At 55.0% G+C, this 22886-nt stretch carries 23 protein-coding genes; 12 read left to right on the plus strand and 11 right to left on the minus strand.

Annotated features, from left to right (window positions below; genetic code table 11):
- Window positions 1-203 precede the first annotated feature (203 nt).
- On the minus strand, window positions 204-1466 hold the full coding sequence (rho, locus tag DOQ08_RS10335) for a transcription termination factor Rho (RefSeq protein ID WP_114334854.1): 1263 nt from the start codon (window positions 1464-1466) through the stop codon (window positions 204-206).
- A gap of 308 nt (window positions 1467-1774) precedes the next feature.
- Here rho and moaB point away from each other — a divergent pair, with 308 nt between their 5' ends.
- The 4 genes from moaB to DOQ08_RS10355 are packed head-to-tail and all read left to right on the plus strand — an operon-like array spanning window position 1775 to window position 4285.
- Window positions 1775-2347, plus strand: coding sequence for a molybdenum cofactor biosynthesis protein B (gene moaB / locus DOQ08_RS10340; protein WP_114334855.1), 573 nt, complete (start codon window positions 1775-1777; stop codon window positions 2345-2347).
- Window positions 2348-2359: 12 nt separating this feature from the next.
- Window positions 2360-3574 (plus strand): molybdopterin molybdotransferase MoeA, encoded by a 1215-nt coding sequence (locus DOQ08_RS10345; RefSeq protein WP_114334856.1) that lies wholly within the window; start codon window positions 2360-2362, stop codon window positions 3572-3574.
- 2 nt (window positions 3575-3576) lie between these two features.
- Entirely contained in the window at window positions 3577-3837 is a 261-nt protein-coding gene (moaD, locus tag DOQ08_RS10350) for a molybdopterin converting factor subunit 1 (RefSeq protein WP_114334857.1), read from the plus strand.
- A gap of 1 nt (window position 3838) precedes the next feature.
- On the plus strand, window positions 3839-4285 hold the full coding sequence (locus tag DOQ08_RS10355) for a molybdenum cofactor biosynthesis protein MoaE (RefSeq protein ID WP_114334858.1): 447 nt from the start codon (window positions 3839-3841) through the stop codon (window positions 4283-4285).
- Between the two features lie 4 nt (window positions 4286-4289).
- On the opposite strand, the gene mobA is transcribed toward DOQ08_RS10355, so the two are convergent.
- Complete coding sequence (gene mobA / locus DOQ08_RS10360) at window positions 4290-4880, minus strand: molybdenum cofactor guanylyltransferase MobA (protein ID WP_114334859.1); 591 nt, start codon at window positions 4878-4880, stop codon at window positions 4290-4292.
- A gap of 56 nt (window positions 4881-4936) precedes the next feature.
- Window positions 4937-5263, minus strand: a complete 327-nt coding sequence (trxA, locus tag DOQ08_RS10365; protein ID WP_014420340.1) for a thioredoxin TrxA — start codon at window positions 5261-5263, stop codon at window positions 4937-4939.
- Between the two features lie 273 nt (window positions 5264-5536).
- Here trxA and ppx point away from each other — a divergent pair, with 273 nt between their 5' ends.
- The gene (ppx, locus tag DOQ08_RS10370; protein ID WP_264756360.1) at window positions 5537-7069 is read left to right on the plus strand and encodes an exopolyphosphatase; all 1533 of its coding nucleotides are present in this window, start codon (window positions 5537-5539) and stop codon (window positions 7067-7069) included.
- On the opposite strand, the gene DOQ08_RS10375 is transcribed toward ppx, so the two are convergent.
- Window positions 7050-9005 (minus strand): ATP-binding cassette domain-containing protein, encoded by a 1956-nt coding sequence (locus DOQ08_RS10375; RefSeq protein ID WP_114334860.1) that lies wholly within the window; start codon window positions 9003-9005, stop codon window positions 7050-7052. The two genes, ppx and DOQ08_RS10375, sit on opposite strands and share 20 nt — an antisense overlap.
- A gap of 45 nt (window positions 9006-9050) precedes the next feature.
- Here DOQ08_RS10375 and DOQ08_RS10380 point away from each other — a divergent pair, with 45 nt between their 5' ends.
- The 3 genes from DOQ08_RS10380 (at window position 9051) to DOQ08_RS10390 (ending at window position 10798) form a co-directional block, all read left to right on the plus strand.
- Complete coding sequence (locus tag DOQ08_RS10380; RefSeq protein WP_114334861.1) at window positions 9051-9590, plus strand: DUF2390 domain-containing protein; 540 nt, start codon at window positions 9051-9053, stop codon at window positions 9588-9590.
- Window positions 9584-9970 carry a DUF4124 domain-containing protein gene (locus DOQ08_RS10385; RefSeq protein WP_114334862.1) on the plus strand — a complete coding sequence of 129 codons (387 nt, stop codon included), beginning with the start codon at window positions 9584-9586 and terminating at the stop codon, window positions 9968-9970. Before DOQ08_RS10380 ends, DOQ08_RS10385 begins: the two co-directional genes overlap by 7 nt.
- 123 nt (window positions 9971-10093) lie before the next feature.
- Complete coding sequence (locus tag DOQ08_RS10390; RefSeq protein ID WP_114334863.1) at window positions 10094-10798, plus strand: FKBP-type peptidyl-prolyl cis-trans isomerase; 705 nt, start codon at window positions 10094-10096, stop codon at window positions 10796-10798.
- A 90-nt stretch (window positions 10799-10888) separates the two neighbouring features.
- Here the strand turns inward: DOQ08_RS10390 and rsd are convergent, their stop codons facing one another.
- Both rsd and DOQ08_RS10400 read right to left on the minus strand, forming a co-directional pair.
- On the minus strand, window positions 10889-11368 hold the full coding sequence (gene rsd, locus DOQ08_RS10395) for a sigma D regulator (protein WP_114334864.1): 480 nt from the start codon (window positions 11366-11368) through the stop codon (window positions 10889-10891).
- Window positions 11369-11477: 109 nt separating this feature from the next.
- Entirely contained in the window at window positions 11478-11984 is a 507-nt protein-coding gene (locus DOQ08_RS10400; protein ID WP_114334865.1) for a disulfide bond formation protein B, read from the minus strand.
- 59 nt (window positions 11985-12043) lie between these two features.
- On the opposite strand from DOQ08_RS10400, the gene DOQ08_RS10405 reads away from it, so the two are divergent.
- Complete coding sequence (locus tag DOQ08_RS10405) at window positions 12044-12505, plus strand: flagellar basal body-associated FliL family protein (protein WP_114334866.1); 462 nt, start codon at window positions 12044-12046, stop codon at window positions 12503-12505.
- A 9-nt stretch (window positions 12506-12514) separates the two neighbouring features.
- On the opposite strand, the gene rmf is transcribed toward DOQ08_RS10405, so the two are convergent.
- The 4 genes from rmf to DOQ08_RS10425 all read right to left on the minus strand — a co-directional run bounded on the left by rmf (window position 12515) and on the right by DOQ08_RS10425 (window position 18573).
- On the minus strand, window positions 12515-12733 hold the full coding sequence (rmf, locus tag DOQ08_RS10410) for a ribosome modulation factor (RefSeq protein ID WP_114334867.1): 219 nt from the start codon (window positions 12731-12733) through the stop codon (window positions 12515-12517).
- Window positions 12734-12845: 112 nt separating this feature from the next.
- Entirely contained in the window at window positions 12846-14402 is a 1557-nt protein-coding gene (gene gshA / locus DOQ08_RS10415; RefSeq protein WP_114334868.1) for a glutamate--cysteine ligase, read from the minus strand.
- Between the two features lie 65 nt (window positions 14403-14467).
- A complete protein-coding gene (locus DOQ08_RS10420; RefSeq protein WP_114334869.1) occupies window positions 14468-16789 on the minus strand; it encodes a Tex family protein in 2322 nt (773 codons plus the stop codon).
- Window positions 16790-16845: 56 nt separating this feature from the next.
- Entirely contained in the window at window positions 16846-18573 is a 1728-nt protein-coding gene (locus DOQ08_RS10425) for a putative bifunctional diguanylate cyclase/phosphodiesterase (RefSeq protein WP_114334870.1), read from the minus strand.
- 144 nt (window positions 18574-18717) lie between these two features.
- On the opposite strand from DOQ08_RS10425, the gene rep reads away from it, so the two are divergent.
- A complete protein-coding gene (rep, locus tag DOQ08_RS10430) occupies window positions 18718-20736 on the plus strand; it encodes a DNA helicase Rep (RefSeq protein WP_114334871.1) in 2019 nt (672 codons plus the stop codon).
- Window positions 20737-20784: 48 nt separating this feature from the next.
- Here rep and DOQ08_RS10435 read toward each other — a convergent pair whose 3' ends face one another.
- The gene (locus DOQ08_RS10435) at window positions 20785-21192 is read right to left on the minus strand and encodes a c-type cytochrome (protein ID WP_114334872.1); all 408 of its coding nucleotides are present in this window, start codon (window positions 21190-21192) and stop codon (window positions 20785-20787) included.
- Between the two features lie 206 nt (window positions 21193-21398).
- Here DOQ08_RS10435 and DOQ08_RS10440 point away from each other — a divergent pair, with 206 nt between their 5' ends.
- Both DOQ08_RS10440 and DOQ08_RS10445 read left to right on the plus strand, forming a co-directional pair.
- The gene (locus tag DOQ08_RS10440; protein WP_114334873.1) at window positions 21399-21737 is read left to right on the plus strand and encodes a hypothetical protein; all 339 of its coding nucleotides are present in this window, start codon (window positions 21399-21401) and stop codon (window positions 21735-21737) included.
- 62 nt (window positions 21738-21799) lie between these two features.
- On the plus strand, window positions 21800-22855 hold the full coding sequence (locus DOQ08_RS10445) for a phospholipase A (RefSeq protein WP_114335476.1): 1056 nt from the start codon (window positions 21800-21802) through the stop codon (window positions 22853-22855).
- Window positions 22856-22886: the final 31 nt, after the last annotated feature.

Below are 22886 nucleotides of genomic sequence, written 5' to 3' on the forward strand. Positions count from 1 at the left end.
CTCCGCTTTTAGCCGTCCATGGAGGGTTCGGAGGGCTAAAGTCAGTGTTTGGACTGGGGAGTTGGAACCAAGCCGGGCGAGGGGGCCAAACCGGAAAACGTGGTTTTCCTGAATGTTTTGGCCCCCTCGCCCGGCTTGGTTCTTCGAACGTTAGGCTTGGGTTCCGCGCATACGCGGTGCTCGCCCGACTCCGAAGTTCAAACTCAACGACGCTTCATAGACTGGAAGAATTCGTCGTTGGTTTTGGTATCCCGCAGCTTGTCCAGCAGAAACTCCAGTGACGCTGTGTCGTCGTCCATGGAGTGCAGCAACTTACGCAGAATCCAGACCCGCTGGATTTCCGACTCTGACATCAACAGGTCTTCACGGCGAGTACCGGAGCGACGCACGTTGATGGCCGGGTAAACGCGTTTCTCGGCAATCTTGCGGTCCAGGTGGACTTCCATATTACCGGTACCTTTAAACTCCTCGTAGATGACTTCATCCATTTTGGAGCCGGTGTCTACCAGTGCAGTCGCCAGAATGGTCAGGCTGCCACCCTCTTCAACATTACGAGCCGCACCGAAGAAGCGCTTCGGTTTTTCCAGAGCGTGGGCATCCACACCGCCGGTCAGTACCTTACCGGAAGACGGAATCACCGTGTTGTAGGCGCGAGCCAGACGGGTCATGGAGTCCAGCAGAATGATCACGTCTTTCTTGTGCTCAACCAGACGCTTGGCCTTTTCGATCACCATTTCGGCCACCTGAACGTGACGGGCCGGCGGCTCGTCAAAGGTAGAGGCAATCACTTCGCCGCGCACCGTGCGCTGCATTTCGGTCACTTCTTCCGGACGCTCGTCAATCAGAAGCACCATCAAATGACATTCTGGGTTGTTCCGAACGATAGACTGGGCGATACCCTGCATCAGCAGAGTTTTACCGGCCTTGGGTGGCGATACGATCAAGCCACGCTGGCCTTTACCGATCGGTGATACCAGATCGAGTACTCGTGAAGAAAGGTCTTCGGTACTGCCGTTACCCACTTCCAGCACCAAACGCTCATCCGGGAACAGCGGCGTCAGGTTTTCAAACAGAATCTTGTTACGGGCGTTGTCGGGCTTGTCGAAGTTGATCTCGCTCACTTTCAACAGAGCAAAGTAACGCTCACCGTCTTTCGGTGGGCGGATCTTGCCGGCAACCGTATCGCCGGTCCGCAAGTTGAAGCGGCGGATCTGGCTCGGGGACACGTAGATATCGTCAGGGCCGGCCAGGTAGGACGCATCGGCAGAACGTAGAAAGCCGAAGCCATCCTGCAGAATCTCCAGTACACCATCACCGTATATGTCTTCGCCGCTCTTGGCGTGCTTCTTCAGAATGCTGAAGATGACGTCTTGTTTGCGCGAACGGGCGAGGTTGTCGAGGCCCATTTCTTGCGCGATTTCGAGCAATTCGGGCACAGATTTCTGCTTGAGTTCAGTAAGATTCATAATTTGTAGGATTTTTCAGGAATGGAAGTAAACGACGGTTGAAATTGCAGGGATGCCCCTGAACGCGTTGATCATAAATATATATTGAAACAAGGTGCTGGCAGATGGAGCATCCGGTGCAGAGGGAAGCCGGATATATTTGCTAGTGCCAGTAGAGTGGGAACAACTGTTCGCCGGGCAGTCAGCATAATCGACCACCTTGACCGGATATGTCAAGTCCTTGCCCAAAATTAAACCAACCTTCCCATCCGCCCTCTTGATGCGGATACTAGGAAAACACTCGAACTCACCCGGTCCGGAGCCTTGTCATGAGCAGTGATTCCACCAACGCACTCACCCCCCTGAATATCGCCATTCTTACCGTATCGGATACCCGTTCGGCGGAACAGGACACCTCTGGCCAATTCCTGGAAAACAGCGTGTTGGAGGCAGGACATCGCCTGGTTGCCCGCCGCATCCTGCCGGATGACACCTACCTTATGCGGGCTCTGGTTGCCCAATGGATCGCGGACCCGGAGATTCATGTGGTTATGATCACAGGTGGCACAGGTTTCCACGAACGCGACAGTACGCCAGAAGCCATTGCTCCCTTATTGGATAAAACCATTGACGGTTTCGGAGAGGAATTCCGCCGCATTTCGGCAGGCGAGATTGGTACATCGACCATACAGTCACGCGCCTTCGGTGGATTAGCCAACCACACTGTCATTTTTTGCTTACCCGGATCGACCGGCGCTTGTCGTACGGGCTGGGACGGCATTCTGAAAAGTCAGCTGGACAGCCGTCATGGCCCGTGCAACTTTTCCGCCTTGGTGTTGCGCAAACCGGACCGGGCCTTCCGGCGCCTGAACGAAGTCATTGGCACAGTTGCTGAACGTTAATCAGGGGGCACCATGACCAAGACAAACTTAACCTCGCTGGACAACGCCCTGAGCCACCTACTGAATCATGCGTCACCGGTTACCCGAACAGAAACGGTAAATCTCAGCGATAGCTTGGGGCGGGTTCTGGCGCAGGACTACCGGGTGCCTGCAGATGTCCCCCCGGCCGACAACAGTGCCGTGGATGGCTATGCCATCCGCTACAGTGACCTGGCTGCCAATGAGCCGCTGCTGGTATCAGACCGAATCCCTGCCGGAGTTGCCCCGACACCACTTCAGCCCGGCACCGCGGCCCGCATATTTACCGGTTCGGAGATACCGGCCGGAGCAGACGCCGTTGTCATGCAGGAGCGGGTTGATCGCGACGGAAATCGCATTGTCATTCAGGCGAAGGTTGAGCCCGGCCAAAACATTCGCCGCCGGGGGCAGGATTTGGCTGACGGTGATCTTGCGCTGGCCCAAGGCACACGCCTGAGGCCGCAGGAAATGGGCTTATTGGCATCAATGGGGCTTAATCAGATCACCGTGTTCAGGCGTCTGAAGGTAGCCATTCTGACCACAGGCGATGAACTGGTCGAGCCGGGCGAGCCGCTTGCTCCGGGGCAAATATACAACACCAATCGTTTCACTCTGCTGGGGCTTCTGGCGGAGGCAGGCTGTGACGTGGTGCTGTGTGAAACGCTGAGAGACTCTCGCGAAGCTACCGAAAGCACATTAAAGCGTGCAAGTGCCTTGGCGGACCTGGTGATCACCAGCGGCGGTGTTTCCGTGGGCGAGGAAGACCATGTCCGGGCCGTGCTGGAAGCCTCAGGCAAACTGTCGCTCTGGCGCCTGGCGATCAAGCCCGGAAAGCCCTTGGCCTTTGGCGAAGTCGATGGCACTCCGGTTCTGGGTTTGCCCGGCAATCCGGCGGCGGTTTTGGTCACCTTTATGGTGGCAGCTATGCCTTATATTCGCCGTTGCCAAGGGCGCCCGCAGGTTCAACCATTGGGAGAGCGTTTACCGGCAGGCTTTGACATCCTCTCCGCCTCTATTCGCCGTGAATTCGTCCGGGCCCGGAAAGAATTTTCTAACGGTGCCCTGTCGGTCGCCGCCTATCCCAATCAGAGCTCCGGGGTGCTCAGCTCAGCGTGCTGGGGGGACGGCCTTGCCGTGATACCGGAGAACTCGACCGTCAACCGGGGGGATGTTATTACTTACTACTCGTTCGCGGAGTTGATGAGTTGATTATGTCGAAAGCGATCCTGAACATCCGTTTTTTTGCCCGCCTGCGGGAGGAGCTTGGCACCGAGAGCCTTGAATTACCGGCTGTTCCGGGCCAAACCGTCAACGATGTACTGTCTGAACTGGCGAGCCGCGGCGGTGCCTGGGCTCAGCTCAAGGGGACTCAACCGGTGATGGTGGCCGTAAATCAGGCAATGGCGAAACACTCTACACAGGTTCACGCCGGTGATGAGGTCGCATTCTTTCCACCCGTGACGGGAGGTTGAGATGATTTCTGTGCAGACAGACGATTTCGATGTGGGTGCCGAGTACGAGGCATTACGGTCTAGCGGCTCGGGTACGGGTGCGATTGCGACATTTTCCGGGCTGGTGCGGGATTCCGGCGATGTGTCCGGGGTGACGGGGTTGTTTCTGGAGCATTATCCGGGGATGACGGAGCAGGTAATTCAAGGATTGATTGATGAAGCGTGCCAACGCTGGGATATCCGGCAGGCGCGAGTGATTCACCGGGTTGGTCGCTTGGCGCTATCAGATCAAATTGTGTTTGTCGGGATTTGCAGTGCCCATCGAGCGGATGCATTTTCGGCTTGCGAGTTCATCATGGACGCTCTAAAAACTTCGGCACCTTTTTGGAAGAAGGAGATTACGGGAGACTCAGAGCATTGGGTTGAGCAAAAGGCTTCTGATGTTGTTCGTACTCAGGCTTGGGAGTAGTTTTTTAGCGGATTAAGTCTTCCGGCCGGTTCCGGTTTTTGAACACCTCTTCGGCTTCCGGACAATTTACTGTCACTGCCCCTACGCTTTTTACAAACCCCATCACTCTTCGGTTACCCGTTGCCAACCAATGTTCCAGCACCTCTATCAGGCTAACCGGGTAAACCCCGTGCAACGGGTGAATTCGGCCGTGGTTTTCGGCAATGGCAGGTCGGCTGGGCTGCTTCTCCCAGGCACTGAGAAGGCTTTGAAAGATCTCCGGGGTGATGCCCGGAGTATCGCAGGGGCACACCAATACAGCGCTGGCACCTTGTTGCCGAGCGGCGATCAGCCCGGTCAGCAGGCCGGCGAGCGGCCCCTGGTCCCGAAGATGCTCGAGGTCTGGCAGAACTCGGCCAGAGGCAAGACTTTGGTAACCCTGCACTGACCGGTTGGCACTGATAAAGCAGCGTGGCGTAACTACGCTGAGCGCTCGCAGCACCCATTGGGCCATCGGCTCACCTTCCCAGAGCATGGCACCTTTATCTATACCGCCCATCCGGCTGGCTTTTCCGCCGGCCAAAAGCAGACCGATTATGCGTTCGGGCTTATTCATGGCACAAAAAAACCGCCCGTGAATCGTATTCAGGGGCGGTTTTCATCAACAGCAGATCAGAGATTGCTGTCGAGGAAGGCGGCCAACTGTGATTTGGACAGCGCGCCTACTTTGGTCGCGTCCACGTTGCCGTTCTTGAACAGCATCAGAGTCGGGATGCCACGGATGTTGAACTTCGGTGGAGTCTGCTCGTTTTCGTCGATGTTCAGTTTGCAGACTTTGAGCTTGCCTTCGTATTCGTCGGCGATTTCTTCCAGAACCGGCGCGATCATTTTGCAAGGACCACACCACTCGGCCCAGTAGTCTACCAGTACCGGAACGTCAGATTTCAGTACGTCCTGCTCGAAGGAAGCGTCGGTGACATTAACGATATTTCCGCTCATTACGTATTCCTGATTCAGGCGCTCCAAGCTGATTCCGTATCAGCACTGGAGTCGCTGTTGGCTATAGCAGACGGTTAAACTTCTGTTCACTGAAGCCGCCTACCCGAAAGTTGATAGCCAATACTTTACGCGATTGGCGGCGTGTATGTGAAGTAAGTTGTATCCACGGCCGGTTGGATTGTCGTCAGTATTGTCCGCATTCGGCTACTGACACTTTGATGATGTTTCCCTTATAGTACAGCCAAGCTCATTCTACACAGGACACTTATCACCGTGACGGCCGCCTCTATTGCCGAGTACGACGCCCCTACCCCAGACCTGCTGGCCTCCATTGATATGGGTTCCAACAGTTTCCACATGGTTGTCGCTCGTCTGGTTCACGGTGAAATCCGTACCGTTGAGAAAATGGGCGAGAAAGTTCAGCTTGGTGCTGGGCTGGATGCGGACAACAATCTGAGTGAAGAAGCGCAGCAACGGGGCATTGAGTGTCTCCGCCGATTTGCACAAAGGCTGCAGGGCACACCCCCAGAAGGCGTACAGATCGTAGGCACGAATGCGCTACGAGTCGCCCGCAACGCTCAGGAGTTCATCGACAAAGCGGAAGAAGTGCTGGGTTATCCCGTGGAAGTTATCGCCGGCCGGGAAGAAGCCCGTCTGATTTACCTTGGTGTGTCTCACACACTCTCGGATGACGAAGGCCGCAGATTGGTGATCGATATCGGCGGCGGCAGTACCGAATTTATTATCGGTGAGCGTTTTGAACCGCAAGAACTCTCTAGCATGCACATGGGTTGTGTGTCTTTCCGAAATTTGTACTTCCCGGATGGCAAGATCAGCCGCAAGCAAATGGACAAGGCCGTGACTCACGCCGAGCAGGAACTGCAGAGCATCCGGCGGCGTTATCGCGCGGTGGGCTGGCAAAGTGCCGTGGGCTCGTCAGGCTCGATCAAGGCAATATCCAACGTTTTAGCCACCCTCAAGCTCACCGACGGCAGAATTACCCGCGAAGCAATGGAAGAACTTCGCACACGTTTGGTGGATATGGGCAATATCGATAAGCTTGCTGAGCTGGGCGTTCGGGAAGACCGCCAGAGCATTTTTCCGGCCGGATTTGCCATCCTTCTGGCTGCGTTTCGGGCACTGGACATTCACGAGATGGAGTTTGCCGACGGCGCGCTCCGGGAAGGCCTGTTGTACGATCTGGTTGGACGCATTCAGCATGAAGACGTTCGTGAGCGAACCATTGCCGCGCTGCAGGAGCGCTATCATGTCGATCAGGCTCATGGCACTGCCGTAGAACACACTGCGCTTGCCGCCTGGGAGCAGGTTGCAAATTCTTGGAATTTACACACCCCGACAGACGAAGACGCCCTGCGCTGGGCCTGCCGGCTGCATGAAATCGGCCTGACCATTTCCCACTCGCAATACCATAAGCATGGCGCTTACTTACTGCATTACTCGGACTTACCGGGCTTTACTTTGCAATTTCAGAGAGCGTTAGCCACCTTAGTACGTGGGCACCGTCGAAAACTTGTCCCCTCAGTGTTCGAGTACGTAGAACCAGAAGACAAGCCCCGGCTCCGATACCTGTGCATTCTGCTGCGACTGGCGGTAGTCATCCAGCACTCCCGAAATCTTGAGCCAGCCCCGGACTTTGTCCTCAACGCCGAGGAAAACAAGCTGACTGTCGAGTTCCCGGAAGGCTGGCTGGACGATCGGCCGCTGACGCTGGCCGATCTGCACAACGAGCAAGACTATCTGGCGCGACAAGATTTTACATTGGAAATCAGGACTCGGCCGAGCTGAGCGTCAGCTCTTCTTCGAGGCTTTCCACGGTTTCACTGACCTCCAGCCACTCGGCTTCGGTGTTTTCCAGTTCGCGCTTAAACTGCGCTTGTTCCGCCAGCAGTTCTTTTAACCGCACTTTCTGGTTATCGTCGTATACCGACGGGTCAGATAGCGACGCTTCAACCGATGACAGTTTTTCCTGCAACTGGTCCATGCGCGCTTCAAGTGTGCTCTGCTTCTTACGCCACGGGCTGATTTTCTTACGAATCTCGGCTTCCTGCCGTTTCCTGGCTTTACGTTCGTCCGCGCTCAAAGTAGCCGTGCCGGTTTTATTGCCAATGGTTTCCTCAACAACCTGCCGCTGGGGTGGCTCTTCATCGTCTTTGCGACGCTCCGCCAGCCAGCGCTCGTAATCTTCCAGAGCACCGTCGTATTCTTTCACCGCGCCATCAGATACCAACCAGAATTCGTCAACGGTATTGCGCAGCAAGTGACGGTCGTGCGAAACCACCACAATGGCACCGTCGAAATTCTGCAGCGCCATGGTCAGGGCTTGGCGCATTTCCAGGTCCAGATGGTTGGTGGGCTCGTCGAGCAGCAACAGATTGGGTTTCTGCCAGGCAATCACAGCCAACGCCACCCGGGCTTTTTCACCACCGGAGAACGAACGGATCGGACTCAGAGCTTCATCACCATGAAAATCAAAACCACCGAGGAAGTTTCTTACCTTTTGCTCGGATGCCCGAGGATCAAGCCGCTGAAGATGAAGGAACGGGCTGGCATCCAAATCCAAAGACTCGAGTTGGTGCTGGGCGAAATAGCCTATGGCCAGATTCTCACCTGCCGAGCGCTCCCCCGACATCAGCGTGCCTTCACCCCGAAGCGCGTCCATAAAGGTCGATTTACCTGCACCGTTGGGGCCTAACAAACCGATGCGAGAACCGGGCAACAACGAGATGTTGATGTTTTTTAGAATCGTCGTATCGCCATGGCCCGCCGACCCGTGACGAATCGACAACAACGGGCTCGACACCTTGTCGGCAACCGGAAACTCGAAGCTGAACGGCGAGTCTACGTGTGCCGGCGCAATCCGCTCCATGCGCTCCAGCGATTTGACTCGGCTTTGCGCTTGTTTGGCCTTGGTGGCTTTCGCTTTGAAGCGATCGATAAAGCGCTGAATTTCAGCAATGCGTGCCTGCTGTCGCTCGAAGCTAGCCTGCTGCTGGGCCAATCGTTCACTGCGCTGGATTTCAAACGCTGAATAATTCCCCGTATAAAGTTCCAGCTTCTTCTGGTCGAAGTGCACCAGATGGGTAGAAACCCGGTCCATGAAATCACGGTCGTGGGAAATAAACAGCAAAGTGCCCTGATACTTGCGCAACCAGTTTTCGAGCCAGAGACACGCATCCAGATCCAAGTGGTTGGTCGGTTCATCGAGCAACAGCAGATCCGACGGCCGCATTAGCGCTTGTGCCAGGTTTAGCCGAATACGCCAGCCCCCCGAAAAAGCCGAAACCGGGCGGTCTGCATCGCTATCGGCAAAACCCAGCCCCCGGATCAGAGCCTCGGCCCGTCGCGTTGCCGACCAAGCCTCGTGAATATCCAGCTCCCCGTGGATGTGAGCAATGGCGTAATCATCCCCGCGGGCTTCGGCAGCCTCCAGCTCAGCTTCCAGCCGGCGTAACTCCAGGTCGCCGTCGAGTACGAAATCTCGCGCTGACCGGGATGACGATGCCACCTCTTGCGCCATGTGCGCAATTCGGCACCCGCCAGGCAACGAAACATTGCCCTGCTCCGGGCTTAAATGGCCCAATAAGAGCTGAAACAAGCTGGATTTACCGGCACCATTGGCACCGACAATGGCAACACGCTGGCCCGGCTGAACCGTCACGCTGACGTTTTCTAGCAACCAGACGCCGCCCCGTTGTAAACTGAGATCGGTTATCGTTAACATAGAGCAACTTTAATTCATGGATGTCAGCCAAGGAAGAGGACTACCGTGACCATTACGCAGACAGATCCACTGACTCTGCCGGCCTTAATGGAACCGGACAACCCCCTTTGGCGTTATGCACTGGCCTGCTGGCAAAAACCGGAATTGGCCGAAACCTGCCTGGATCTTCAGGCGCAAGGTTGGAGCGTAACCCGTATTCTTTGTGCTGGCTGGTTAGGCGTGAACGGACGTACGTTCACCGGTATCGAGGATGCTAAGGTAACAGAGTGGCGCGAGCATGTAACCGGTCGCATTCGCTCCGCACGGAAATCGATTCCCCGGGACCATGGCCCGACACAAGAACTCCGGAGCGCTCTTGCAAAAGCTGAGTTACAGGCGGAGCAAACTGAATTGGCGCTGGCATGGCAAACGCTTTATGAACGCAACCCGGAAGTTGCGAGCATGCAAAACTGCACGACCGTTACCGTGCAGAATTTACTTAGCGCGGCTCCACTCACGACACGGGAATTGCACCCAATGACCCAGATCACCAAACTTGCTGGCCTGCTGGCTGAGCACTCTCCCCGGAGCACCGAGCCATGCTGATGAAATGGCTGATACGGTTATCGTTTCCTGCTCTTGGTTTACTGTTACTGCTGATCTTTTTCGGCTTGGGTGACCCGGAACAAGTGGCCGAGCCGGTGCGCAACGCAGAAACTCAGGAAACATTGCCCCCCTTCGAAGGGCTCGTTCCTTCTCCGGCCCCCACTAATGGGCCTGACATCGTATTCAAGTGGAAAGACACCGACGGACACTGGCACTACGCCGATCAGCCGCCCGCTCAAGGCCAATGGAACGCGTTGGCTATCGAGCGCAACGAGCCTTCCTCTAAAAAGGCGCCCTCTGGCACTGCAGGTGGAGACTGGCAGACGCCTTACAGCGCGCCCTTCTCGCTGAACAGCCCAGCCTATAAAAGAGAATCATGACAATCATCATGCCGCAGCCTTAACACTTGTTCAGTAGCATCCTCTTACAGAACCCGTTAAGTTGTTGACCCTAAATTTCCAACAGGGCCGCAGAGCCCTGAAACATGTGCAAAGGAACGATTCATGAAGAAAACACTCTTAGCCGTAGCCATGGCCGGTGTTGTTGCCGGTTGCTCAACCACCGAGCCGGATCCCTCGCTGGAAACCACACCCGAGAAAGTCAGCTACGGCATGGGCCTTGTCATGGGCGAGCGCATGAGCAATGACCTTCCCGACCTGCAATTGCAACAGTTCATTCAGGGTTTTGAGCACGGTCAATCTGGAGACGAAGAGGCCAAGCGGCTGACTCGCGAAGAAATCCAAACAGCGCTTATGGCTTATCAGGAAGAGCTGCAAAGCCAGCAAAAAGAGCAGTACGAAGAGCTGGCCCAGAAGAACAAAGAAGCTGGCGACGCTTTTCTAGCCGAAAACGCCGAGCGTGAAGAAGTACAAACGACTGAATCCGGCCTTCAATACGAAGTGATTGAAGAAGGCGAAGGCGAGAAACCAACCGCTTCAGATCGCGTGCAAGTGCACTACACCGGCGAGCTGATCAACGGAGAGGTATTCGACAGCTCACGCGAGCGTGGCAAGCCGACCACCTTTGGTGTGGGTCAGGTGATCCCTGGCTGGATTGAAGGCCTGCAGCTGATGAGCGAAGGCGCTCGTTACAAGTTTTATATCCCGGCCGAGCTGGCCTACGGTGCCGCCGGCAACCAAGCCATCGCTCCAAACGAAACGCTGATTTTTGACGTTGAGCTTCTGAAGATTAATCCAGAAGCCGAATAATCACGGTCGGCACCTAAAAAAGCCGGTCTGAGGGGCAACCCCAGACCGGCTTTTTATGGAACCCAACAAAGTTGTAACGCAATGCCGGCATTAGACCGACGCCATCTTCTCCGCGTGGGCATCGTGCAAATTCTCGATCAGGAAATCTTCCATCTCAAACCGGCTTTCCAGCACTTCGCCTAAGCGGGACAGTTCGTTAAACAAGGTATCTACGTCTTCTTGCGTCAGAATACGACTATCCACTTGATCGTTGAAAGCCAATGCCACTTCGGTGGTTTTCTGAATCTCCGGATACACCTTGGCAGCTAATTCCAAGCCACCGTCGTTAAAGTCCCGAGCCTCCTGTATCAGTTGCTCATAGACTTCAAAGTGCCCCGCCGACACATAATCCACCAGGACTTCGCACAACCGGATGAACTTTTTGCTCAGGGCTTCCGATGGGCTGCGATCGTTTTCGCCGGACAACTCGCAGTAATGAACCAGTAGCTGCTGCCGTTCTTTTAACCAGCGGTCAATCAACTCACTGACGCCGCCCCAGCGCTCCTTGGCATTCCGACAATTCTCCAACATGACGCCTGTCTCCCTTCGACCAAGCAACCAGTTCACTGGTTTTATTATTCGAGTGGTTTCGCTTTCGTCTAATCAAGTTACCCCAAGGCTACCGTGAGTCGCAACTATTTCAGTTCTGCAACTTATGGCCGAACCAACGGGGGCAAAACAACATAGCCAAACCTACCAGAACCAATCCGGCAAAGAATACGGCGGTCCACCCCGGAATGCTTAAACCGAGGAATCGCCATACCACTTCGGCGCAATCTCCGGTGCCGCGAAGCGCGGTTTTGAGGACATCGAGCCACGGCAAAGCCTGCAACAGGTAATCAACCGAAGGCCCGCACGCCGGCACCTGATCCGCCGGTAAGTTTTGCAGCCAAAGCTGCCGACCTGCGATACCCACACCGGCACCCGACGTGATGACCAGGAGGAATCCGTATATCCGGCAACCAATCTCTGCGGGGCCATGCAGAAAAGCGATCAGACTGACCAAGCCTGCCCCCATAAACGCGAAACGTTGCAACCAGCAAAGTGGGCATGGCGCCAGGCCCATGACGTGTTCCATATAAAACGCCACACCTAACAGCGCCGCACAGGTTAAAAACACAAAGCCGAACACCCATCTACTTGTCAAAACGTCACCTCGGAATCATGATGTCAGTTACAACTAATTGAAGGATCCAATCGTAACCCATGAACAACGCTAAGCACATGACCATAAACGGTCTATTTTACTTACGCCTACTGTTGGTAATTTGTTCGATAAGCTTGTGGCAGAGCGTAGCTTCGGCTGATGAGGCCGAAGAAAGCGCCCCCGAGGAGAAAAGTGTCACCGACTACATTGAAATGAAGCCTGCGTTCGTTACCCACGTAGGAAAACCGGGCAACAAGATAAACTACCTGAAAGCCGCCGTTACTCTGCGTGCTTCCAGCGAGTCGGTAAGGCCTGCGGTAGAAGCTCACACACCACGGCTACGCCATGAACTGGTGATGCTGTTTGGAGAACAAACCGATTTGGACACGCTATCCTCGATGGAAGGGCAACAAGCCTTGCGGGAAGAAGCGACTCGAAGAATTAACGGCGTACTTGAAGAACAACAAACCGGAGAGCAAATTACCGGCGTGTTGTTTACTGAGTTTGTGGTGCAGCGTTAAAGCGCCGATTTATGCGATGCGTGCGAACAGGTTGTCGTTCTGCTGCTGTTTCTGAGCTTCGACAGTCTCTTGCGCGTCATCCCAGCCCGCTTCCCATGCTGCGATCACCACCTCGCCACGATAAGGGCAACGGGACTTATCCATGCCCATAGACCCAGCCATCGCACCTTGGCGATACGCTTTATTCAGCGCTTCGACATCCCAACCGAGCCCACTATCCTTTGCCATAACCTGCCTCCCTACTTTGTATTACACAACGTAACAGCAGGTAACTGAGGCCGCAAACCCAAATCTGCAATCTGTGCGTCAAGTCCCTTTTCGACCGGACGCACAGTGCCGCTCAGGATTTCAGATAGTCTTCCAGAAACTCAGAAAAGGGCTGAGTATCAGCGGCTTCCATAGCGGCTTGCTCAGCCTTGGAATCTCGGGTCATGGCTTCAAAGCGCGCTAAAGTTTCCGCCGGCATCGGTTTTTCGGTGAGTGTCTGTTTATGTTGCTGCGACACAGACAGCACCCAATCCCGATGCCCCAGACCGGAAGCTGTCATGGCCTCCATCACCCGCGCCGAGGGCACAGACCAGTCGTCACCTTCGATTTTACCCTGTTGAGCCGACAACGCCGCCTGATAGGTCTCACAGCCCTGCCAGCGGTCCAGCAGTTCAGCTAAAGGCCGCAAGCGCGTCAGCAGCTCGTTCGCCGCGGAGCCAACTGATACCCGGCTACCACCCTGACATAAAGTGAGATCTTTCCAGCGCCCATGGGCAACAGCGTCTTTGTAGCCGTCGTCCAAGCGGTCGCACTCGTCTTTTCCAATCACCGGAGAGTCTGAAAGCAGGCAGTCCAGCAAAAACAGGTCCAGAAAGTCCACCTGCTCACGATTGATGCCTATCGGCGAGAACGGGTCGAGGTCCAGACACCGCACTTCAATGTATTCCACTCCACGGGCATCCAGCGCCTGGATCGGCTTTTCGCCGCGTTCAGTCGTCCGCTTGGGGCGAATCGCGCTGTAATACTCGTTCTCGATCTGCAGGATGCTGGTATTTAACTGAATGAACTCGCCATTCCGGCGCGTGCCGATAGCCTCGTAGTCTGGCCAGTCGGTATGAATAGCCTGATCCAGCGTCTGGGTGTAGGTGGTCAGCTCGTTGAAACAAATGTTCAACGATGCCTGAGCATTGTTGTGATACCCCAAATCGCCCATTCTCAGCGAGGTCGCATACTGCCCGGCCCAAGTGCGATCATCAAAGCGTTTGAGGTCGTGCTTTACACCGGCAACAAAACTGGCGTCCAGGGCCGGCGAGGCACCAAACAGCAGCATTAGCAACCAGCTCCGGCGACGGAAGTTCCGGATCATCCAGAAATATTGTTCGGATTTAAAGTCTTTCAGCGCGCCGGTATTCCCGGTGACTTCCTGCCACTTTTTCCAGAAGCTGTCGGGCAGCGAAAGATTGTAATGGGCCCCCGCAATACTCTGCATGATGCGCCCATAACGCACCGCCAGTCCTTGACGGTAGACGTGCTTAAGCTGGCCGATATTAGAGGTACCAAATTCCGCTACCGGAATACTCTCGTTGCCATTAATCTCGCACGGCATGCTGGCAGCCCAGAACACCTCATCGTTAAGGTTCTGCTGCACGAACTGGTGGGTATCCCGCAGCGACGCGAGCATGTCGTCGGTGCTGCTAAACACAGGAGTGATCAGCTCTAACAGAGCCTCGGAGTAATCCGTGGTGATCTGAGGATGCGTTAACGCTGCCCCGAGCGCAGACGGATGCGGTGTTTGCGCGATAAAGCCGCTGGCATCTGCCCGCAAACCTTCTTTTTCGACACCCTTGAGAAAGCCGTCCCAGTCGGACGCAGAAAACTGGTAAAACAGGGAGTGGCGGGAATCAGCCATCGTATGCTCCTGTATGGCGGCACACCCAATTATTGCGTATGCCGCTACTGAATCATGAATAGGGGTCAGCGACCGTCTTTTCGCGCTGAGGCCAAAGCCTGGGCCAGCGCGCCAGCCATGGCACCTTGGCCCTGGCTGCCCTGCGGCTTGCTACTGGAACGTTTGCCTGCCCGATCATTGCCTTTGGCAGGCTTGGCGGATGTATCAGCGCCCGGCTGATCATCCATACGCATAGACAGGGCGATCCGTTTACGGGGGATGTCCACTTCCATGACCTTGACCTTCACAATATCACCCGCTTTCACCACTTCGCGGGGATCTTTGACGAAAGTATTAGACAAGGCAGAGATGTGTACCAAGCCGTCCTGATGAACGCCAATGTCGACGAAAGCCCCGAAATTGGTCACGTTGGTAACAGACCCTTCGAGCACCATACCCGGTTTCAGATCGCTCAGGGTTTCAACGCCTTCTTCGAAACTGGCGAAGCGGAATTCAGGACGAGGATCCCGGCCCGGTTTTTCCAGTTCCGCGATAATATCTTTCACGGTGGGCAAACCGAACTGTTCGGTGACGTAATCCTGCGGATTCAAACTGCGAAGGAAGCTGGTATCACCCATGATGTTTTCCACCTTCCGGTTGTTGCGCTTGGCGATGGCTTCGGCCACGCCGTAGGCTTCCGGGTGCACCGAAGAACCGTCTAACGGGTTTTCAGCGCTGGCGATCCGCAGGAAACCTGCCGCCTGTTCGAACGTCCGCTCGCCTAAGCGAGCAACCTTCAGCAGCTGTTTACGGCTTTTGAAAACACCGTTCTGACTCCGAAAATCCACAATATTTTGCGCGATGGTCTGACTCAAGCCAGACACTCTCGCCAACAACGGAACGGAAGCCGTATTCAGATCTACGCCAACACCGTTAACACAGTCTTCGACCACCGCGTCCAGGCTGCGGGACAGCTGCACCTGGGAAACGTCGTGCTGGTACTGGCCTACGCCAATGGATTTCGGCTCGATCTTCACCAGTTCTGCCAGCGGGTCTTGCAGGCGGCGAGCGATAGACACCGCGCCACGGATGGTCACATCGAGATCTGGCAGTTCCCGCGAGGCAAATTCCGATGCGGAATAAATGGAAGCACCGGATTCATTCACCACAATACGGGCCAGTTTCAATTCCGGATACCGCTTGGTCAGGTCCGCCACCAGCTTTTCGGTTTCCCGGGATGCGGTACCGTTACCAATAGCCACCAGCTCAATTTTGAATTTCTGACACCAGGCCGCCAGCTGGGCAATGGAACGGTCCCACTGATTCTGGGGTGCATGGGGGAAGATAGCGCCATGATCCAGCACCTCACCGGTGCCGTCGATAACCGCCACTTTGACACCGGTGCGCAGGCCGGGGTCCAAGCCCAGGGTTGGCCGAGGTCCGGCAGGTGCCAGCAACAACAAGTCTTTTAGGTTAGCAGCAAAGACGTTGATCGCTTCCGCTTCGGCGGCTTCGCGCACCTGCGCCATCAGATCGGTTTCGATCTGGGTGGATAGTTTCACGCGCCAGGTCCAGCGCACCACTTCGCTGAGCCACTTATCGGCGGCACGGCCGTTGTCACGAATATTCCAATGCGCGGCAATGCGCTGTTCGGCCGGGTGCGGCTGACGGCGATCGTCTTCCGCATCGCCCATCACAATCGAAAAGGTCAACACACCCTCATTCCGGCCACGCAAAATCGCCAATGCCCGGTGCGAGGGTACTTTCTTAAGCGGCTCAACGTGGTCGAAATAATCGCGGAACTTGGCGCCTTCGGTTTCTTTGCCGGCCACTACGGTGACTTTCAATTGCCCGTCCTGCCAAACAAAGTTTCGCAGAGCCCCCAACAACTCAGCGTCTTCGGCGAAGCGCTCCATCAGAATATAGCGAGCGCCATCCAACGCGGCTTTGGTATCGTCAATACCAGCTTCGGCATTTAGATAGCCTGCAGTAGTGGTTTCCGGATCCTGAGTGGGGTCGTCATAAAGCGCATCCGCAAGGGGCTCCAGACCCGCTTCACGAGCTATCTGGGCCTTGGTCCGGCGCTTGGGCTTGTAGGGCAGGTATAAATCTTCAAGGCGGTTCTTGGTATCGGCGGCACTGATGCTGGCGCGCAGCTCATCGGTCAACTTGCCTTGCTCGTCGATACTCTTGAGGATCGCCCCGCGACGGTCTTCGAGTTCTCGCAAATAACGCAAGCGCTCTTCCAGGGTTCGCAACTGACTGTCGTCCAGCGAGCCGGTTACTTCTTTCCGGTAGCGGGCAATAAACGGAACCGAGGCTCCTTCGTCCAGCATAGCAACCGTGGCGTTAACCTGTTGCTCGCGTACTCCAAGTTCTTCAGCAATGCGCTGGGAGATACTGTTCATGCAACCTCTGTGATATCGCTTGCGAAATTAAAGCGCAAAGGTACAGCGGCTTACTCTTACAGGCAAGCGGACCGGCTCTGTTGGGTCAAAAATTGAACAAGTTCGTTCCACGGCATGGGTCGTGCGAAGTAGTAGCCCTGGATCTCGTCACAATGCTGCTGTTGCAGAAACTCGAGCTGCTCTTTGGTCTCCACACCTTCAGCGACAACACTCATATGCAGGCTGTGGGCCAGCGTAATAATCGCTCGAATAATGTGCTCCGCATCCGCGGATTTTCCCAAGTCCTGAATGAAAGACTTATCAATTTTCACGAGCGAGATCGGCAAGTGCTGCAGGTTGCTCAAAGAGGAATATCCGGTGCCGAAATCATCCAGAGCAAAGCTGACACCCAGTTGATTGAGCTCACGCAAGCACCGCTGGGCGTATTCAGGATCGTGCATCATGGCGCTTTCAGTGAGTTCCAGCTCGAGCAAGCTGGTATCGACATTGGCATTGAAAATAATCCGAAATATGGTTTCGGTCATTTTCGGATCGTGGAATTGCCGGAACGATAAATTTACCGCCAGCACCAACCCCGGGAAGCCCAATTCGGCACTTTCCTGCAAGCGCTGGCACGCTTGTTCGATCACCCAGTAGCCAATGGGCACAATAAGCCCGCTGCGTTCCGCCACCGGGATAAATTCGTCAGGCCCGATCATGCCTCGTTTCGGGTGATTCCAGCGCAACAGGCACTCCATACCGCGCACTTCCCCTGTGGCCAGATCAATCCGCGGCTGGTAATACAACTCCAACTCCTGAGCCCGGATTGCATGGCGCAAATCCGTTTCCAGTCGCAATTGGTACCCGGTTGAAATATGCAATTCACGGTTATAGAACCGGTAACTGGTGCCGGTATCCCGTTTGGCCTCAAACATGGCCCGATTTGCTCTGCGCATTAATTCTTCCGGGCTGTCGCCGGCTTCCGGGTATGTCGCCACCCCCAGACTGGCGCTGATCACGATACTCTGTCCATCAATCATCACCGGCTCGGGCACCGTCATTACCAGCTTTCGAATGACTTGACTGAGATCTAGAGAATCCTCGACTTTCTCAATAATAATCGCCAGTTCATCGCCACCAATACGAACCAGCGAATCCACGCGCCGCAACTTCTGCCTCAGCCGGTCAGCCAGCTGGACAATGAGCTGATCGCTTTTCTGATAACCGAAGGACTCATTGATGCTGCGAAAACTGTCCACGTTCAAGTGCATCAATGCGAGCCGGCTGTTGCTTCGTTCCGCGCGCAGCAAAGCTTGCTGCAAGCGGTCAAAAAACAGGTCCCGATTGATAAAGCCCGAGGCGACCTCGCGGCCTAACTGACCGTTCGACAACCCGGCAAGCTGCTCCCGATACCACAGGCATTTTACAGAGCGCCGAAAGCCCCAAGCTTCCAGGCCTTGCCGGCACACATAATCCGCCGCTCCGCCAGCGACCATCTCGCGCCCTTTTTCTTCGCCGACCTCAGCACTGATCGCCAGAACCGGCTTATCACCACCGGAGACGGTTAAATACTGAAGAAAGGAAGATTCACATCCGGCATGAAACACGCAATCCCAAACGATGACATCAAAGCTGGCGTTATAGATCAGGTCGTCACAATCAATCAGGTCGGGGCACCAAGTCGCATCCAGACTCAATTCCGCATCCCCGGACAGCATGTCCTGATACCACAAAAAATCTGTGTACTCGGGGGTCAAAACAAGAAGACGCAGGCGGTCGTGCCTGCTGTCGGGTGGCAAAGTCATCGCACGAGATCCATGTATCGTTAAGCGTAACGTCCGTAGTTTCTAGCATAGCGTATAGATCCCGAAGGTACATACTGCCGGGCTGGTGTAGAATAGAAAAACAGTGACACCCCCTGCACGATTCTTTTATTTGGCCTCAATACTGTGAACAAGCTCAATCCCAGACAACGAGAAGCGGTTCGTTACGCAGACGGTCCCCTATTGGTGCTGGCCGGAGCGGGCAGTGGCAAAACCAGTGTGATCACCCGAAAGATCGCCCATCTGATTGAAGAGCTGGGCATTCCCGGCCGCCACATCGCCGCGCTGACGTTTACCAACAAAGCCGCGCGGGAAATGAAGGAGCGAGTCGGCAAAATCGTTGACCGCGGGAAAGCGCGCGGTCTGATTGTATCGACCTTTCACAACCTGGGACTGAACATTATTCGGGATGAACACCCGCATATGGGTTACCACCCCGGGTTTTCGATCTTCGATGCGGAAGACGCCAAAGCTTTGCTGCAAGACCTGATGATGCGCGGTGGCAGCGCCGAGGCGGGCGACGAGGTCAACGACGTGCAGATGACCATCTCGTCGTGGAAAAACGCACTGCGCAGCCCTGCCGAGGCTTATAGCAAAGCCGCCGACGAGCGGGAACAACGCATCGCCATCATCTACAAGCAGTACAACGAGTACCTAAAAGCCTATAACGCTGTCGATTTTGACGATTTAATTCTGCTGCCAGTGCAGTTGTTCCGGGATTTCCCGGACGTCTTGGCCAAGTGGCGCAAGAAGATTCGCTACTTGCTGGTGGATGAGTATCAGGACACTAACGTCTGTCAGTACGAACTGGTCAAACAGTTGGTAGCCGAACGCGCCGCGTTTACCGTGGTAGGCGACGACGACCAGTCGATCTACGCCTGGCGAGGCGCGCGCCCGGAGAATCTGGTGCAGCTCAAAGAAGACTTCCCAAGCCTGAAAATCGTTAAACTGGAGCAAAACTACCGCTCCACCGGCCGAATTCTGCGCAGCGCCAACACCGTGATCGCCAACAACCCGCACGTGTTTGAAAAAGCACTGTGGAGTGACCACACCATCGGTGAGGAAATCCGCATCATCCGGTGCCGCAGCGAAGATGCCGAAACGGAACGCGTTGCCACCGAGATTCTGGACCAAAAGCTTAAAAACGGCCTGAATTTCCAGGATTTTGCGGTGCTCTACCGGGGCAACCATCAGGCCCGGTTGCTGGAGATGAAGCTGCAGGCCTATCAGATTCCCTATCGGTTATCCGGCGGCCAGTCTTTCTTCTCCAAGAGCGAAATCAAAGACGCCATGTCGTACCTGCGGTTGCTGATTAACCCGGATGACAATGCGGCGTTTCTGCGAGTGGTGAACGTACCCCGCCGGGAAATCGGCCCTCGCACGTTGGAACAACTGAGCCATTACGCCCGATCACGCAACGTCAGCCTTTTTAAGGCCTTGAGTGATATGGGCGCAGAAACCCATGTCACCGAGAAAGGTCTGGATCGCCTCCGCCGCTTTGCTAACTGGGTCGACAAAACCTGCGAGCGGCTGTTTTCTGAAGACCCGATTCCGGTGATCAAGCAACTGTTTACCGACATTGAGTACGAAGAATGGCTGCATCAGCACTCCGGCAGCCCAAAACAGGCAGAACGCCGGATGGAAAACATCTGGTATCTGGTGGAATCGATCCAGCGCATGCTGGACGACGGCAAAGGCACCGCGGATGAGCTGGGCATTGAAGATGCCATCGCCAAACTGATTCTGCGCGACATGATGGAACAGCGGGAAGAGGAAGACGACAGCGACAAGGTACAGCTGCTGACGCTGCACGCGTCCAAAGGGCTGGAATTTCCGCACGTGTTTATCATGGGGCTTGAAGAAGAAATTCTGCCGCACCGAAGCAGCATTGAAGAAGGCAATATCGAGGAAGAACGCAGGCTCATGTACGTGGGCATCACCCGCGCGCGGGAAACCCTGTCGCTGACCTATGCAGCCTCACGCAAGCAATACGGCGAAAAACTGGAAACCATCCCCAGCCGTTTTCTGGACGAGTTACCGGAAGAAGACGTGAAGTGGGAGGGCTTGGGCGATCAGGACAAAGAAGCCAATCAGAAAAAAGGCAAAGCGACTCTCAGCGCACTGATCGGAGACCTTGGCCTTTAAACCAACAAAGCCCCGCATTGCGGGGCTTTGTTGCATTGCAAACCAATTTTACTGGCTTGACTCAACCATGTGCTCAACCGCTGCGGTGATTTCTTCATCCGCACAGCTGGCGCAACCACCTTTCGGAGGCATGGCATTGAAACCGTTGAGCGCGTGCTCAAACAAGGTTTCCAGGCCTTTATCGATGCGAGGAGCCCAGGCATCGGCATTACCAACAACCGGCGCGCCAGCAGCGCCCGTAGCGTGACATGCCGTGCAGGAAGCTTCATAAACTTCGCTGCCTGAACGCGGCCCGGAGCTGGCCGATGCGGCAACCGCTTGGCCGCACTCGTCACCCTGCAAACACAGCTCGCCTACCGGCTTGATGCGCTCGCGGATTTCATCTTCAACACTTGCCAGTGCAGTACCGGCAGCCAGGCTAAAGCCAAGCAAACCAACAGCCAGGACTCTCTTCATCTTCACAATGCACCTCGCATTTGAGCGTTATAATATTTCGGTCGAAGCATTATAGCGATTGAGCCCCTGCAAAAAAACCAAACAGCAGAATCAGAAGTTGATCTCAACCCATTTAATGACAGTTTTGTAGGCCGCAACCCAATAGCAATCATTTCCGGTTACCATAGGCGCTACTGTACCACCCTTCACGATCTGTGAGCTTTAATATGCCCCAAATACCTGACAACCAGCCCGATAAGCGGCGCAAACCCCTGCTGATTCTCGAGTTTAGCTCTTTGGCGATTCTCCTGTTCTCGATGGGCTGGTTCAGTAGTCAGTCCAGCGCCGATCATCCGATCAGTCCAGCCTGGCTATTAGTTCCGGCGTTCGCCAGCCTTGGTGTTTTTCTGAGTTTTATCGGCCTGATGTATCTACGCTGGGTGGCTGCGGCCACGGATGAGCGCCGCAGTCGCCACAAAGTGATTTTTGCCTTACTCGCCGTCACGCTGCTGGGTGTTTGGGTATACGGCATAGGCAACACGTGGATCAGTCTCAACGCCCGTTAAAGGAATTACGCATGACGTCACGAATTTACTTTGTCTTCTCGCTGTGCGCTGTCACGCTGACAATGGCGTTACCGGCTTGGGCCGATACGAAGAAAGATCCGGATAATGTGAACTGCGCGCTCATTTTGGACGGTGTTCGCCGGCTTGCTTGCTACGATGCTCAGCATAATCCGAAAGCGGCGAGGGAAAATGCAGAGGAAGAATCTGTCGAGGAAGCAAACCAACGCGCCGATGTCTTGGCTGTAGACAAGGAGAAGCGCGAGGAGATTGTGGGTAATGCCTTGGAGGACGATCCGGATTCCGGCGTTATGGATTCGTTGGTCAGCAGTTATCTGGAGGCAGAGAAGAGTCTGTTTTACTTCACCGGCAGCTTTGTTTCCCACAAACCCAATTACATTTTGCCCGTGACTTGGGTGAAAGACCCGAATTACACACCTTACAGCCCCCGGTTAGGCCGTACCTTTTACGATTACGATCTCACCCGTGAGGAAGCGAAATATCAGCTCAGCTTCAAGATTCCTCTTTTAACGGGGATTTTCGATAAGAAAACCACGTTCTGGTTTGGTTATACCCAGAAGTCGCTTTGGCAGGTGTATAACCAGGATGAGTCGGCTCCGTTCCGGGAAACCAATTACGAGCCGGAGTTGTTTTTTCGCCATCAACTGAACTGGAACATTGGCCCGGGTACGCTAAATACGGTGTCGGTGGGGCTAAATCATCAATCGAACGGGCAGGCGGATCCGCGTTCGCGGAGCTGGAATCGCATTATTGGCTCGGCGGCTTACAGTTATAACCGGTGGCTGTTTATGGTGAAGCCTTGGTTGCGGCTGCCTGAGCGAAGCAGTGATGATGATAATGCGGACATTGAGCGGTATTTGGGGCACGCCAGCTATCATGCGGTGTATAAGCTGACTGAGGATCGTACGTTTTCTTTGAAGCTGTTGAATAATTTGCGGTCGGATAACCGGACGTCGGTGGAGTTTGGTTATAGCTTTCCTATGGGGGATTCGTTGAAGGGGTTCTTCCAGTATTACAACGGGTATGGGGAGAGCTTGATTGACTATAACGTGCGGATTGAGCGGTTTGGCATTGGGGTGATGTTGAACGACTGGCTCTGAACACTAGAGTAAACCAAGGTGCGGGGCACCC

It is taken from the genome of Marinobacter litoralis (assembly GCF_003336705.1).
Lineage (GTDB): Bacteria > Pseudomonadota > Gammaproteobacteria > Pseudomonadales > Oleiphilaceae > Marinobacter > Marinobacter litoralis.